Genomic DNA, 14538 nt, shown 5'->3' with positions numbered 1-14538 from the left:
AAATGGTGATGCCCGGCGATAACGTGTCGATGGATGTTGCGCTGATCGTGCCGATCGCCATGGAAGAGAAGCTGCGCTTCGCTATCCGTGAGGGTGGCCGTACCGTTGGCGCCGGCGTCGTCGCCGCCATCATCGAGTGATCACCACTCCATTGATGTGCCGCAGGGCATGTTTGAGCGGGCGCCTTCGGGCGCCCGTTTTCATTTCGGCAATGGGTATGATTCGGGATGTTCCTTGTGGAGAAGCAGATGCAGCCTGACGGATCTCGTTTCGTGGTGATTACCGGAGGGCCCGGCTCAGGCAAAAGCAGCCTCGTGGCTCACCTGTCCCGCATGGGGTATGCGCATGCGCCGGAGGGCGGGCGGGCCATCATTCGCGCCCATATGGCCATGGATGGCCCTGCATTGCCCTGGCGCGACCGGCAACTCTTCGCCGAGCTCATGCTGATGTGGGACATCCGCTCCCATGAGGCGCACCAGATCAGGGGGAGCGGGCTGGTCTTTTTCGATCGCGGGGTTCCCGATGTGCTGGGCTATCTGGCGCTGTGCGGGCTTGAGGCGCCGGCCCATCTGCGCCGGGCCTGTGACCTGTATCGCTACAGTCCCACCGTTTTTGTGGCCCCGCCATGGCCGGAGATCTACAGGAGCGATTCCGAGCGCAAGCAGGACTGGGACGAGGCACGGCGCACCTGTGACATGATGTGCAAGACATATGAGGCGTGCGGATACAATCTGGTGACGCTGCCCAAATGTCCGGTTGAGGATCGCGCGGCCTTTGTGCTTGAGGAGCTGGCGCGTAATTGATGTGCACCTGTGACGCCATTCATGGGGAAGTTCACAGTCAGCCCTTTACAGATCCCTCACATGCCACTACACACAGCCAGCCGATGCGTTGGGGCTTCCCGGCGCGGCGAAGTCTACCCTTGGAGTTGCGGGCAGGATAACACAATGTTGTCGCGGCCGTATTCAGGGAGCCGACTTTAGGAGTGTAGCTCAATTTGGTTAGAGCACCGGTCTCCAAAACCGGGGGTTGGGGGTTCGAGTCCCTCCACTCCTGCCAGCGGCAGGAACAGGCTTTGTCCGCCCTGGCCCTAGTGCGGCGAGAGTTCGAGCGGAACGACGCCGACAACTGTCTGTGATACGTTTCATCTCGTTTGAGCATGCCGCGCCAGTTCAGTCTGGGCTATCGGGGCAGGCGGAATTTTCGGGTTTCAGCTCATGTGCCATGGCTGTGGGCTGTTCCATAATGAGAGGTGGTAGCCACCGGGAGAGATCCCAAGGGGTTGCTGTGGTGCAAATGGCGAAGAACGGTCCCGTCGCGTTTTTTCAGCAGGTCCGCGCGGAAACGGCAAAGGTCACATGGCCCAGCCGTCGCGAGACGCTGATCACCACGGCTATGGTCTTCGTGATGGTGATCCTCGCGGCTATCTTCTTCCTCATCGTCGACCAGATCATCCGGTTTGGCGTCTCCACTCTCCTCACCCTCGGTCAGTGAGGCGGTTATGGCGAAGCGCTGGTATATCGTTCACGCATATTCGAACTTCGAGAAGAAGGTTGCCGACTCGATTCGCGAGCAGGCCGAGCAGCGTGGTCTGGAAGATCTGTTCGAGCAGATTCTGGTCCCCACCGAGAAGGTTGTGGAAGTGCGTCGGGGTCGCAAGGTCGACACCGAGCGCAAATTTTTCCCCGGCTATGTTCTGGTGAAGATGGACCTGACCGATGAGGCGTTTCACCTCATCAAGAATACACCGAAGGTGACCGGGTTCCTGGGGGCTGACAACAAGCCCATGCCGATTCCGGAATCCGAGGCGATGCGCATCCTGCATCAGGTGCAGGAAGGTATCGAGCGGCCGAAGCCCTCCGTTTCCTTCGAGGTGGGCGAGACGGTCAAGGTTTCCGATGGCCCGTTTGCTTCCTTCAACGGCATCGTTGAAGAGGTGGATGATACCCGTTCGCGCCTGAAGGTGGCGGTGTCCATCTTCGGCCGTGCAACGCCGGTCGAGCTTGAGTTCGGTCAGGTCGACAAGGTCTGACCCGTTCCCGCTCCGTAAGGAGTGGTGGGATGGCATATGCTGTCCCTTTGTCGCGTGGGAGGGAAGGGGGCGTCTCGCCAAGCGCCTTCGAGTACCGCACCACGTTCCCAGCCACGCTATGACCGCCCTTGAAGGTGCGGGTGGCTTATTTGGGGAGTTGTTCTTATGGCGAAGAAAATTGCAGGTTATGTCAAGCTGCAGGTGCCTGCTGGCAGCGCCAATCCGGCCCCGCCGATTGGTCCCGCGCTTGGTCAGCGTGGCCTGAACATCATGGAATTCTGCAAGGCGTTCAACGCGCAGACCGCCCAGATGGAAAAGGGCATGCCGATTCCGGTGGTGATCACCGCGTATCAGGATCGTTCTTTCACCTTCGTGATGAAGACCCCTCCGGTCTCCTATTTCATCAAGAAGGCTGCTGGCCTCGACACCAAGAAGAAGCCGGGCACGGGTTCCAAGACCCCGGGCAAGGGCGGCTCTGTCGGCAAGATCTCTCGCGCCCAGATGGTCGAGATTGCCGAGAAGAAGATGAGCGATCTGAACTGCGACACCATTGAGGCCGCGATTCAGATGATCGAAGGTTCCGCCCAGTCCATGGGCATCGAGGTTCAGGGGTGAGCGCAATGGCTAAGCACGGAAAGCGTATCCGCGCCGCGCGCGAAGGCATTGACCGCGACCAGCTCTACAGCCTTGATGAGGCTCTGAAGCTGCTCAAGGAGCGGACCACTGCGAAGTTCGACGAGACTGTCGAGCTGGCGATCAATCTCGGTGTTGACCCGCGCCATGCCGACCAGATGGTCCGCGGCGTGTGCCTGCTGCCGAACGGCTCCGGCCGTACGGTTCGCGTGGCGGTGTTTGCCCGTGGCGCCAAGGCTGATGAGGCCAAGGCCGCCGGTGCCGATATCGTTGGCGCTGAAGACCTGCTGGAGACCATCCAGGGCGGCACGATCGATTTCGATCGCTGCATCGCGACCCCGGACCTGATGCCGCTCGTCGGCCGTCTCGGCAAGGTGCTCGGTCCGCGTGGCCTGATGCCCAACCCCAAGGTTGGCACCGTGACCATGGACGTGAAGGGCGCTGTTGAAGCCGCCAAGGGTGGCGCGGTCGAGTTCCGTGTCGAGAAGGCGGGTATCATCCATGCCGGTATCGGCAAGGCCTCTTTCGATGCCGAGAAGCTGGCTGAGAACATCCGTGCGTTCGCGGATGCTGTCGTGAAGGCCAAGCCGGCTGGCGCCAAGGGTACCTATGTCCAGCGCGTGGCGATTTCGTCCACCATGGGCCCGGGCCTGAAGGTTGAGCCGTCCACGGTTCTGACCGCCTGAGTTTTGCCTCCGCTTCTGCGCGGCAGGAATAGAATTTGCGGGTCGCAATTCCGGTTGCGATCCGCAAATCGTTTGAATGGCATAAAAAATGCGTTGGGGGGCGTGACAAGCCTCTTCAATGTCTATATATGAACCCGTTCCCATGGAAGTGTTTAGCACTTTTTAGGGAATCATGGCTTTTACCCTTAACGGGTAAGAGGGGTCGGGAAGGTTAGCCTCCCCGGCCTTGTCGTCTGTCTCTGCTGCCTTCTGGTGGTGTGACGGGCGGCCGTCCTGTCCGAGACTGCAGGTGTCTTGCCCGTGCAAGACTTAATTCTCATTGTTTCGCCCTTTGTGGCGGATGGTGGAGAGCCGGCATAGACGGGGAAGACCGGATTCAATGTGGAGAGTGATCTTCACATCTGTTTGAGATCGGTTCGAACCAGCGCCTTGTGTTCCGTCCCGGATGTGTTCCGTGGTCAGGATCCGAGGGGACAGGGCATGTGAGCGTCGCGCGGCGCGGCTGGCATGCCGTCATAAGGCGGATCCGGCTTTGTCGGGCGACAAGGCGCAACAGGTGGAACTCAGGTTCTGCCGCAGGCTTAAGAGAGCCAGACGTGGATCGAGCGCAAAAGCAAGAGCTCGTCACGACGCTGACGGATGTGTTCAAGACCACATCCATCGTCGTGGTCGCCCACTACTCCGGTCTCACCGTGGCCCAGATGTCCGACCTGCGTCGGCAGATGAAGGCCAGCGGTGCGTCCGTGAAGGTGGCAAAGAACCGCCTCGTCAAGATCGCTCTGGAAGGCTCCGACGTTGCCCACATGGAGCCCCTGTTCAAGGGGCCCACGCTGATCGCCTATTCTGACGATCCTGTGGCGGCGCCGAAGGTGGCTGTCGAGTTTGCCAAGACGAATGACAAGTTTGTCATCCTTGGCGGCGCGATGGGCACCACGTCCCTGAATGTGGATGGTGTGAAGGCTATGGCCACCATGCCGTCCCTGGACGAACTGCGTGCGAAGATTGTCGGCCTGGTTCAGGCTCCGGCAACCAAGATCGCGCAGCTCTCCACGGCACCCGCGGCGAAGCTCGCCCGCGTGTTCGGGGCGTATGCCAAGAAGGACGAGGCCGCGTGAGGCGGTTGCTTCACGCATATTTTTATTTCGAACCTATCTCCAGGAAGAAGAACAATGGCTGATCTGAACAAGATCGTTGACGATCTGTCCGCTCTCACCGTCCTCGAAGCTGCCGAACTGGCCAAGCTGCTCGAAGAGAAGTGGGGCGTTTCCGCCGCTGCCGCCGTTGCGGTTGCTGCTGCTCCGGGCGCTGGCGCTGCTGCCGCTGCTGTTGAAGAGCAGACCGAGTTCACTGTCGTTCTGGCCTCTGCCGGCGACAAGAAGATCGAGGTCATCAAGGAAGTCCGCGCCATCACCGGCCTGGGCCTCAAGGAAGCCAAGGATCTCGTCGAAGGCGCGCCGAAGCCTGTCAAGGAAGGCGTCGACAAGGACGAGGCCGAGAAGCTCAAGGCTCAGCTCGAGAAGGCTGGCGCCAAGGTCGAGCTCAAGTGAGTTTTTGAAAATGGCGCCCCGGGTCACCCCGGGGCGCTTTCTCGCATGGGGCCTGGGCTCCGGTGAGCTGGGCGGTTCCCCCGACAGTCTGCAGGCAGGCTGTCAGGAGAGCCGTCATGGTGTTGGTAAGGGGTGGTCCCGGGCGGGGATCTCTTCGGTGTGACGGCGAACGGTTCCAGTGTCGGCAAGGCCAACCCGGATGGGTGTCGACGCGAGGGCCCTGTACGGACGAGGATCGAGATGGCGCAAACGTTCACCGGTCGTAAGCGGATCCGCAAGTTCTTCGGAAAGATCAAGGAAGTGGCTGAGATGCCGAACCTCATCGAGGTTCAGAAGGCGTCTTATGATCAGTTTCTTCAGATTGAAGAGCCGAAGGGCGGGCGCGACGACGACGGTCTGCAGGCGGTGTTCAAGTCGGTATTTCCCATTTCCGACTTTGCCGGTGCCTCCATGCTGGAATTCGTGCGCTACGAGTTTGAGCCTCCCAAATATGATGTCGATGAGTGCCGCCAGCGTGGCATGACCTTTGCCGCGCCGCTGAAGGTGACGCTGCGCCTGATCGTGTTCGATATCGATCCCGATACCGGCGCGAAGTCCGTCAAGGACATCAAGGAGCAGGACGTCTATACCGGCGACATTCCGCTCATGACGATGAATGGCACCTTCATCGTGAATGGCACGGAGCGCGTCATCGTCTCGCAGATGCACCGTTCGCCGGGTGTGTTCTTCGACCATGACAAGGGCAAGACCCACTCCTCGGGCAAGCTGCTGTTCGCCGCCCGCATCATTCCCTATCGCGGGTCCTGGCTCGACATCGAGTTCGATGCCAAGGACATCGTGTTTGCGCGTATCGACCGCCGTCGCAAGATTCCGGTGACCAGCCTGCTCTATGCGCTGGGTCTGGATGCGGAGGAGATTCTCGGCACCTTCTACGAAACCATCCAGTTCGAGCGGGCCAAGGATGGCTGGCGCGTGCCGTTCGATCCCAAGCGGATGAAGGGCTTCAAGGCTGTCGTCGATCTGGTCGATGCGGACACCGGTGAGGTGGTGCTGGAGGCCGGCAAGAAGCTGACCGTGCGTGCCGCCCGCCAGCTGGTCGAGAAGGGCCTGAAGGCACTGAAGATCTCCGATGAGGAGATGATCGGGCAGTATATCGCTGAAGATCTCGTGGATGTTCAGACCGGTGAGATCCATGCCGAGGCTGGCGAGGAAATCACCGAGAAGACCCTCAAGATGCTTGAGGAGGCCGGCTATAATGACGTGCCGATCCTCGACATCGACCATGTGAACACCGGCGCCTATATCCGCAACACACTGGCGGCAGACAAGAACACGACCCGTGAGGAAGCGCTGTTCGACATCTATCGCGTGATGCGCCCCGGCGAGCCGCCGACCATTGATTCCGCGCAGGCGATGTTCCACTCGCTGTTCTTCGATCCGGAGCGGTACGATCTTTCCGCGGTTGGTCGCGTGAAGATGAACATGCGTCTGGATCTGGACTGCCCGGATACCGTGCGCGTGCTGCGTCGGGATGATATTCTGGCGGTCATCCGCACGCTTGTGGAACTGCGTGACGGCAAGGGCGAGATCGACGACATCGATCACCTTGGCAACCGTCGTGTGCGTTCTGTCGGCGAGCTGATGGAGAACCAGTATCGCGTCGGCCTGCTGCGCATGGAGCGCGCCATCAAGGAGCGCATGTCGTCTGTCGATGTCGATACGGTGATGCCGCAGGATCTCATCAACGCCAAGCCGGTGGCGGCTGCGGTGCGTGAGTTCTTCGGTTCTTCCCAGCTCTCGCAGTTCATGGACCAGACCAACCCGCTCTCCGAGATCACCCACAAGCGTCGTCTCTCGGCACTTGGTCCGGGCGGTCTGACGCGTGAGCGTGCGGGCTTCGAGGTGCGCGACGTGCACCCGACCCACTATGGCCGTATCTGCCCGATCGAGACGCCGGAAGGCCCGAATATCGGCCTGATCAACTCGCTGGCGACCTTTGCCCGCGTGAACAAGTATGGCTTCATCGAGGCCCCCTATCGCCGTGTGGTGGATACGAAGGTCACTGACGAAGTGGTCTATCTCTCCGCCATGGAGGAGGGGAAATACTATGTCGCGCAGGCCAATGTGCCGCTCGACGCCGAAGGCCGCTTCGAGGAAGACCTGGTGATGTGCCGTCACGCCGGTGACGTCATGCTGGTCAGCCCCGATCGCGTGGATTTCATGGACGTGTCGCCGAAGCAGCTTGTTTCGGTGGCGGCGGCGCTCATTCCGTTCCTTGAGAACGACGACGCCAACCGCGCGCTCATGGGCTCGAACATGCAGCGTCAGGCTGTACCGCTGGTGCGCTCGGATGCGCCGCTGGTCGGCACTGGCATGGAAGCGGTTGTGGCGCGGGACTCCGGCGCGGCTATCGCGGCCCGCCGTACCGGTGTGGTCGATCAGGTGGATGCCACCCGTATCGTGATCCGGGCAACGGAAGAGACCGATCCGTCCAAGTCGGGCGTCGATATCTACCGGCTGATGAAGTTCCAGCGCTCCAACCAGTCCACCTGCATCAACCAGCGCCCTCTGGTGCGCGTGGGCGAACAGGTGCGGAAGGGTGACATCATCGCTGATGGCCCCTCCACGGATCTGGGCGATCTGGCGCTGGGCCGGAACGTGCTCGTCGCGTTCATGCCCTGGAACGGCTACAACTACGAGGACTCCATCCTGCTCTCGGAGAACATCGTCAAGGATGACGTGTTCACCTCTATCCATCTGGAAGAGTTCGAGTGCATGGCCCGCGATACCAAGCTGGGCCCGGAGGAAATCACCCGCGATATTCCAAACGTCTCTGAAGAGGCGCTGAAGAATCTCGATGAGGCCGGCATCGTCTATATCGGTGCCGAGGTGAACGCCGGCGACATTCTGGTGGGCAAGATCACGCCCAAGGGCGAAAGCCCGATGACGCCGGAAGAAAAGCTGCTGCGCGCGATCTTCGGTGAAAAGGCTGCTGACGTTCGCGATACCTCCCTGCGGCTGCCGCCCGGCACCAAGGGCACGATTGTTGAAGTGCGCGTGTTCAACCGTCACGGTGTGGACAAGGACGAGCGCGCCCTGGCGATCGAGCGTGAGGAGATCGAGCGTCTCGCCAAGGACCGTGATGACGAGCAGGCCATTCTTGACCGTAACGTCTATGGCCGTCTGGCCGAGACGCTGATCGGCAAGATCGCGATTGCCGGTCCGAAGGGCTTCAAGAAGGATAGCGACGTCACCCGTGAGGTGCTGGACGGTTATCCGCGTTCGCAGTGGTGGCTGTTCGCCGTGGCGGACGATGCCGTCATGGGCGAGCTGGAAGCCATGCGGGCGCAGTATGACGAGTCCAAGAAGCGTCTTGAGCAGCGCTTCCTGGACAAGGTCGAGAAGCTGCAGCGCGGTGATGAGCTGCCTCCGGGCGTGATGAAGATGGTCAAGGTCTTCGTCGCCGTGAAGCGCAAGATCCAGCCGGGCGACAAGATGGCCGGCCGTCATGGGAACAAGGGCGTTGTCTCTCGTATCGTGCCGGTGGAAGACATGCCGTTCCTTGAGGATGGCACCAATGTGGACATCGTGCTCAACCCGCTGGGTGTGCCGAGCCGCATGAATGTCGGCCAGATTCTCGAGACCCATCTGGGCTGGGCCTGTGCGGGCCTTGGCAAGCAGGTCGCGGCTGCCGTGGACTCCTATTACGCAACGCAGGACATCAAGCCTCTGCGCGAGCGTCTGGAGACCATTTACGGCGTGGAAGAAATCGGGCCGCTGCCTGACGACAACCTGCCGGAGCTTGCCGAGAATGTCCGCAGGGGTGTGCCGATGGCCACGCCGGTCTTCGATGGCGCGCATGAGGATGACATCGAGACCCAGCTTGAGCTGGCGGGTCTTGATCGTTCCGCGCAGTCCACCCTCTATGACGGGCGTACGGGTGAACCCTTCGACCGTAAGGTGACTGTCGGCTACATCTACATGCTGAAGCTGCATCACCTTGTGGACGACAAGATCCACGCCCGCTCGATTGGCCCGTACTCGCTCGTGACCCAGCAGCCGCTGGGCGGCAAGGCGCAGTTCGGTGGCCAGCGCTTCGGTGAAATGGAAGTGTGGGCGCTTGAGGCTTATGGCGCAGCCTATACGCTTCAGGAAATGCTCACAGTGAAGTCGGACGACGTGGCCGGCCGTACCAAGGTCTATGAGGCGATTGTGCGTGGCGAAGACACGTTCGAGAGCGGCATTCCCGAGAGCTTCAACGTTCTTGTGAAGGAAATGCGTTCGCTCGGCCTCAATGTCGACCTCGAGAACGGCTAGGTTCGTACCAGATATTTGCCGCGAAAGCGGCCTTCCGCTCCGGCACCCCGGCCGGAGCGGCGCAGCGATTAAGCCGCCCACCTTGTTTGGGAGCACCAGATGAATCAGGAAGTCCAGAACGTCTTCAACCCGACGGTTCCGGCCCCGAATTTCAATCAGATCCGCATCACGATCGCCAGCCCCGAAAAGATCAAGTCCTGGTCTTACGGCGAGATCAAGAAGCCGGAGACGATCAACTACCGTACCTTCAAGCCGGAACGGGACGGCCTGTTCTGCGCGCGTATCTTTGGCCCCATCAAGGACTATGAGTGCTTGTGCGGCAAGTACAAGCGCATGAAGTACAAGGGCATTATCTGCGAAAAGTGCGGCGTCGAGGTCACCCTCTCGCGCGTGCGCCGTGAGCGCATGGGCCATATCGAGCTGGCCGCGCCCGTCGCTCATATCTGGTTCCTGAAGTCACTGCCGAGCCGTATTGGCCTGCTGCTTGACATGACGCTCAAGGATCTGGAGCGGATCCTCTATTTCGAATATTTCGTGGTGACGGAGCCCGGCACCACGCCGCTGAAATATCGCCAGCTTCTTTCCGAAGAAGAGTATCTGCGCGCGCAGGACGAGTTCGGCGAAACCAACTTCACGGCCATGATCGGCGCGGAAGCCATTCGTGAACTGCTTCAGACCATGGATCTGGAGAAGATCGCGGCTGACCTGCGTCAGGAGATTGCCGAGGCGACCACCGAGCTGAAGCCGAAGAAGCTGGCCAAGCGCCTCAAGATCGTCGAGGCATTCCAGCTTTCCGGCAACAGGCCGGAATGGATGATCCTGACCCATGTTCCGGTCATCCCGCCGGATCTGCGCCCGCTGGTGCCGCTGGATGGTGGCCGTTTCGCCACCTCTGACCTGAATGACCTGTACCGTCGCGTCATCAACCGCAACAACCGCCTCAAGCGCCTGATCGAACTGCGTGCGCCGGATATCATCATCCGCAACGAGAAGCGCATGCTGCAGGAGTCTGTGGATGCGCTGTTCGACAATGGCCGTCGTGGCCGCGTCATCACGGGTGCCAACAAGCGTCCGCTGAAGTCGCTCGCCGACATGCTGAAGGGCAAGCAGGGCCGGTTCCGTCAGAACCTGCTCGGCAAGCGCGTGGACTATTCCGGGCGTTCGGTCATCGTGGTGGGTCCGGAGCTCAAGCTCCATCAGTGCGGCCTGCCCAAGAAGATGGCGCTGGAGCTGTTCAAGCCCTTCATCTATTCGCGTCTCGACGCGAAGGGCCATTCCGCCACCGTGAAGCAGGCGAAGAAGCTGGTCGAGAAGGAGCGTCCCGAGGTTTGGGACATTCTCGACGAGGTGATCCGCGAGCATCCGGTGATGCTGAACCGTGCGCCGACGCTTCACCGACTTGGCATTCAGGCGTTCGAGCCGGTGCTGATCGAGGGCAAGGCTATCCAGCTTCATCCGCTGGTCTGTTCCGCCTTCAACGCCGACTTTGACGGCGACCAGATGGCCGTGCACGTTCCGCTGAGCCTTGAGGCACAGCTGGAAGCGCGTGTGCTGATGATGTCCACGAACAACGTGCTGCATCCGGCCAACGGTGCGCCGATCATCGTGCCGTCTCAGGATATCGTGCTTGGGCTCTATTATCTCTCCATCATGCGGGAGAATGAGCCGGGCGAGGGCATGGCCTTCGCTTCCATGGCAGAGATCGATCTTGCCCTGCATGCCAAGGCGATCACCCTGCACACCAAGATCAAGGGCCGGTACATTGGCCTTGACGCTGATGGCAATGAATATTCCAGGATTTATGAGACCACTCCCGGTCGCATGAAGATTGGCGAGCTGCTGCCCAAGCATCCCAAGCTGTCCTTCGATGTCGTCAACAAGCTGATGACGAAGAAGGAAATCTCCAACATGATCGACGCGGTGTACCGTCACTGCGGGCAGAAGGAGAGTGTGATCTTCTGCGACAAGATCATGTCTCTTGGCTTCTTCAATGCGTTCCGCGCCGGCATTTCGTTCGGCAAGGACGACATGGTGGTGCCGGCCAAGAAGTGGGATCTGGTGGAGGAAACCCGCGCGCTCACCAAGGAATATGAGCAGCAGTACAATGACGGCCTGATCACCCAGGGTGAGAAGTACAACAAGGTCGTTGATGCGTGGGGCAAGTGCACCGATCGCATCGCCGAAGAGATGATGAAAGAAATCTCCTCGGTGAAGAAGGACCCGGAAACGGGGCGGGACAAGCAGATCAATTCGATCTACATGATGTCCCACTCCGGCGCCCGTGGTTCGCCCGCGCAGATGAAGCAGCTGGCCGGCATGCGCGGCCTTATGGCGAAGCCTTCCGGCGAGATCATCGAGAGCCCGATCATCTCGAACTTCAAGGAAGGCTTGACCGTGATGGAGTACTTCAACTCCACCCACGGTGCGCGTAAGGGCCTTGCCGATACAGCGCTGAAGACCGCGAACTCGGGTTATCTCACCCGTCGTCTCGTGGACGTGGCGCAGGATTCCATCATCACCGAGCGCGATTGCGGTTCGGAGAATGGCATCCACATGCGTGCCATCGTCGATGCGGGCCAGATCGTGGCCTCGCTGGCCTCGCGCGTGCTGGGCCGTACTGCGGTCGAGGATGTGGTGAACCCCGCCACTGGCGAAGTCATCGTGCCCAAGGGCCGGATGATTGAAGAGCCGGATGTGGAGCTCATCAGCAAGTCCCCGATCCAGGAGATCAAGATCCGTTCGGTGCTGACCTGTGAAACACGCAATGGCGTGTGCGCCACCTGCTATGGCCGTGACCTTGCGCGCGGCACGCCGGTGAACATGGGTGAGGCCGTGGGTGTCATCGCGGCCCAGTCCATTGGTGAGCCGGGTACGCAGCTCACCATGCGCACCTTCCATATTGGTGGTGCGGCGACGCTGGCGGATTCGTCCTTCGTGGAGTCGAACTTCGAAGGCTCGGTGCGCATCCGCAACCGCAATGTGGCCCGCAACTCCGATGGCGACCTCATCGTCATGGGGCGCAATGTGGCTGTCATTATTGTGGACCATGACGGCACCGAGCGCGCGGTGAACCGCGTGCAGTATGGTGCGCGTCTGAAGGTCGATGAAGGCGATACCATCAAGCGCGGCCAGCGTATTGCCGAGTGGGATCCCTATACCCGTCCCATTCTGACGGAAGTGGATGGTATCATTGCGTTCGAGGACCTTGTCGAAGGGGCCTCGATGAACGAAACCGTTGACGAGTCCACCGGTATCGCCAAGCGTGTGGTGACCGATCCGCGCAGCGGTCGCGGGCCGGAGCTGCGTCCTGCCATCCTCATCAAGGATGGTGACGGCAAGGTCGTGAAGCTGCCCCGTGGCGGTGACGCGCGCTATGCCCTCCCGGTGGAAGCGATCATTTCCGTGGATCCCAGCGGGCGCGTGAAGGCGGGTGATGCCGTGGCGCGTGTGCCGATGGAAGGTGCCAAGACGCGAGACATCACCGGTGGTCTGCCGCGTGTTGCCGAGCTGTTCGAGGCACGTCGTCCGAAGGATGCGGCGATCATCGCCGAAGTCACCGGCACGATCCATTTCGGGCGCGACTACAAGAACAAGCGTCGGGTCTCGATCGAGCCGACGGATGGGGGCGATACCGTCGAGTATCTGATCCCGAAGGGCAAGCACATCCATCTGCAGGATGGCGACCTGATCGAGAAGGGCGATTTCATCGTCGACGGCAATCCCGCGCCGCATGACATTCTGGCCATCAAGGGCGTGGAAGAGCTCGCAGCCTTCCTTGTCAATGAAATCCAGGAAGTCTACCGGCTCCAGGGCGTGCACATCAATGACAAGCACATTGAGGTGATCGTCCGGAACATGCTGCAGAAGGTCGAGATCGAGGATTCGGGTGAGACCGACTTCCTGGATAACGAGCAGGTTGACCGTCTCGAGTTCATCGAGGCGAATGAGAAGGCTCTGGAAGAGGGCAAGAAGCCGGCGACCGGTCATCCGGTTCTGCTCGGCATCACCAAGGCCAGCTTGCAGACCCGCTCCTTCTTCTCCGCCGCCTCCTTCCAGGAGACGACCCGCGTGCTCACCGAGGCTGCCGTGAATGGCAAGGTGGACCCGCTGGAAGGTCTGAAGGAGAACGTGATCGTTGGTCGCCTGATCCCTGCGGGTACCGGTGCGCAGATGAACAAGCTGCGGGCTGTGGCCAACTCCCGCGATGATCTGATCGTCGCCACGCGGGATGAGCGCACTGAGGTTCAGGTTCCGCGTATCGAGGGACCTGCTGCCGATCCGGCAGAATGACAAAAAGGCCGGTGGGGTGACCCACCGGCCTTTTTCTTTATGCAGAGCATGGTGATGGCGGGCTTTGCCGGGGCAGACTTGGGGGGCTTGAGTTTTGGCGCGGATATGGGCGCGGGGTCGGGCGACGGGGCAATGCCTGAGCCAGTAGGGGAATGGCTCCGGACCATTCACAACCTCGGCGGCGGACTCCTAAGACGTTTTCCGAATTTGGATGGCAGCGCGCTTGAGTGCTGCGAGGGAGCTGTCCGGTCGCTGGTCGTAGCGGGGGCAAGGCCCCGATCAGTTTGATCCTGTTGAAAAAGCGCTCGACGAGGCTTCCTGGTCGAAAGAGCCACGGACTGAAGGCAAAGGTGCGCTTGCGGATTGGCGCGGCGGCACATTGGCAGAGTCACCGCGCCTGACCATCTCGGTGTGGATGGCATTGGTGCTCATAAGCCTTGTCGTGAGCAGGATGCCGCCCGGCGCGAGCCGGGCCGGAAACTCTCATTCGGCTGGTGCATCGCCCACCTGACCAGAAGATGGATCAGCCGGCTTTCAGCATCGACCAGAGCATGGATCCTGGTGGTGAGCCACACCGGGAGCATCTCATGGAACGATGGTCCTCGCCCCTTTTAATGGGGAGCGCCAAGCTGGTGAACGCGAATGCAGAAGCTGTCCATCATCACGCGATTGCCGTCACAGGCGGCTGAGACTGCTGTCAACAGCTTGTCCCAGACCCCCATTCGCCCGCTGGCGAACGAAACAGGTGTTGAGGGGGGTGCGCGGACCGCAGAGCTCCGGAACGCAGCCGTCAGACAATGCCGTTGATCACACGCCGGTGCTCGACCCGCGCGTTCCCGCGCGGCTTGTTTGGCAACAGCGGGGCGATGTTCGCTTATTCCTCGTCCGCCAATTCGTGGCGGTGCATCACATCGGCCATTTGGGTGTCACTCTCGCCAGAGCGCTTCCTGTGCGACTACCCTGTCCAAAAAATAAGCCACCCGCCCAGAAGGCATAGGCTTTCTGGGCGGGTGGCTTGACACACTGTGGGATC

The 14538-nt window shown here is 60.7% G+C and carries 10 protein-coding genes and 1 tRNA gene; all 11 read left to right on the top strand.

Going from position 1 to position 14538, the window contains the following annotated elements:
* A partial coding sequence (locus ACT6QG_RS11950; RefSeq protein ID WP_507237415.1) for an EF-Tu C-terminal domain-related protein occupies window positions 1-140 on the top strand: 140 nt, incomplete at its 5' end.
* A gap of 108 nt (window positions 141-248) precedes the next feature.
* Window positions 249-803: an AAA family ATPase gene (locus ACT6QG_RS11945; protein ID WP_444977784.1), complete on the top strand. Its 555-nt coding sequence runs from the start codon at window positions 249-251 to the stop codon at window positions 801-803.
* 178 nt (window positions 804-981) lie between these two features.
* Window positions 982-1059: transfer RNA gene (locus tag ACT6QG_RS11940), tRNA-Trp, on the top strand.
* Between the two features lie 237 nt (window positions 1060-1296).
* Complete coding sequence (gene secE / locus ACT6QG_RS11935; protein ID WP_444977783.1) at window positions 1297-1494, top strand: preprotein translocase subunit SecE; 198 nt, start codon at window positions 1297-1299, stop codon at window positions 1492-1494.
* Window positions 1495-1501: 7 nt separating this feature from the next.
* Window positions 1502-2032, top strand: a complete 531-nt coding sequence (nusG, locus tag ACT6QG_RS11930; protein WP_444977782.1) for a transcription termination/antitermination protein NusG — start codon at window positions 1502-1504, stop codon at window positions 2030-2032.
* A 165-nt stretch (window positions 2033-2197) separates the two neighbouring features.
* A complete protein-coding gene (rplK, locus tag ACT6QG_RS11925) occupies window positions 2198-2647 on the top strand; it encodes a 50S ribosomal protein L11 (protein WP_444977781.1) in 450 nt (149 codons plus the stop codon).
* A gap of 5 nt (window positions 2648-2652) precedes the next feature.
* Window positions 2653-3351, top strand: coding sequence for a 50S ribosomal protein L1 (gene rplA / locus ACT6QG_RS11920; RefSeq protein WP_444977780.1), 699 nt, complete (start codon window positions 2653-2655; stop codon window positions 3349-3351).
* Window positions 3352-3947: 596 nt separating this feature from the next.
* Window positions 3948-4466 (top strand): 50S ribosomal protein L10, encoded by a 519-nt coding sequence (rplJ, locus tag ACT6QG_RS11915; RefSeq protein WP_444977779.1) that lies wholly within the window; start codon window positions 3948-3950, stop codon window positions 4464-4466.
* 54 nt (window positions 4467-4520) lie between these two features.
* Window positions 4521-4898, top strand: coding sequence for a 50S ribosomal protein L7/L12 (gene rplL, locus ACT6QG_RS11910; protein ID WP_444977778.1), 378 nt, complete (start codon window positions 4521-4523; stop codon window positions 4896-4898).
* 240 nt (window positions 4899-5138) lie between these two features.
* Complete coding sequence (rpoB, locus tag ACT6QG_RS11905; protein WP_444977777.1) at window positions 5139-9215, top strand: DNA-directed RNA polymerase subunit beta; 4077 nt, start codon at window positions 5139-5141, stop codon at window positions 9213-9215.
* Window positions 9216-9314: 99 nt separating this feature from the next.
* Complete coding sequence (rpoC, locus tag ACT6QG_RS11900) at window positions 9315-13505, top strand: DNA-directed RNA polymerase subunit beta' (protein WP_444977776.1); 4191 nt, start codon at window positions 9315-9317, stop codon at window positions 13503-13505.
* The last annotated feature ends 1033 nt before the right edge of the window (window positions 13506-14538 follow it).

It is taken from the genome of Haloleucobacter ellipsoideus, from assembly GCF_052491725.1.
Note: the sequence above shows the minus strand (reverse complement) of the source record. Positions and strands in the feature narration are given on the sequence as shown.

What these genes read in the sequence shown, in the direction of transcription:
- ACT6QG_RS11945 (WP_444977784.1), top strand. Translation starts at nt 249, where the DNA reads ATGCAGCCTGACGGATCTCGTTTCGTGGTGATTACCGGAGGGCCCGGC.
- secE (WP_444977783.1), top strand. Translation starts at nt 1,297, where the DNA reads ATGGCGAAGAACGGTCCCGTCGCGTTTTTTCAGCAGGTCCGCGCGGAA.
- nusG (WP_444977782.1), top strand. Translation starts at nt 1,502, where the DNA reads ATGGCGAAGCGCTGGTATATCGTTCACGCATATTCGAACTTCGAGAAG.
- rplK (WP_444977781.1), top strand. Translation starts at nt 2,198, where the DNA reads ATGGCGAAGAAAATTGCAGGTTATGTCAAGCTGCAGGTGCCTGCTGGC.
- rplA (WP_444977780.1), top strand. Translation starts at nt 2,653, where the DNA reads ATGGCTAAGCACGGAAAGCGTATCCGCGCCGCGCGCGAAGGCATTGAC.
- rplL (WP_444977778.1), top strand. Translation starts at nt 4,521, where the DNA reads ATGGCTGATCTGAACAAGATCGTTGACGATCTGTCCGCTCTCACCGTC.
- rpoB (WP_444977777.1), top strand. Translation starts at nt 5,139, where the DNA reads ATGGCGCAAACGTTCACCGGTCGTAAGCGGATCCGCAAGTTCTTCGGA.
- rpoC (WP_444977776.1), top strand. Translation starts at nt 9,315, where the DNA reads ATGAATCAGGAAGTCCAGAACGTCTTCAACCCGACGGTTCCGGCCCCG.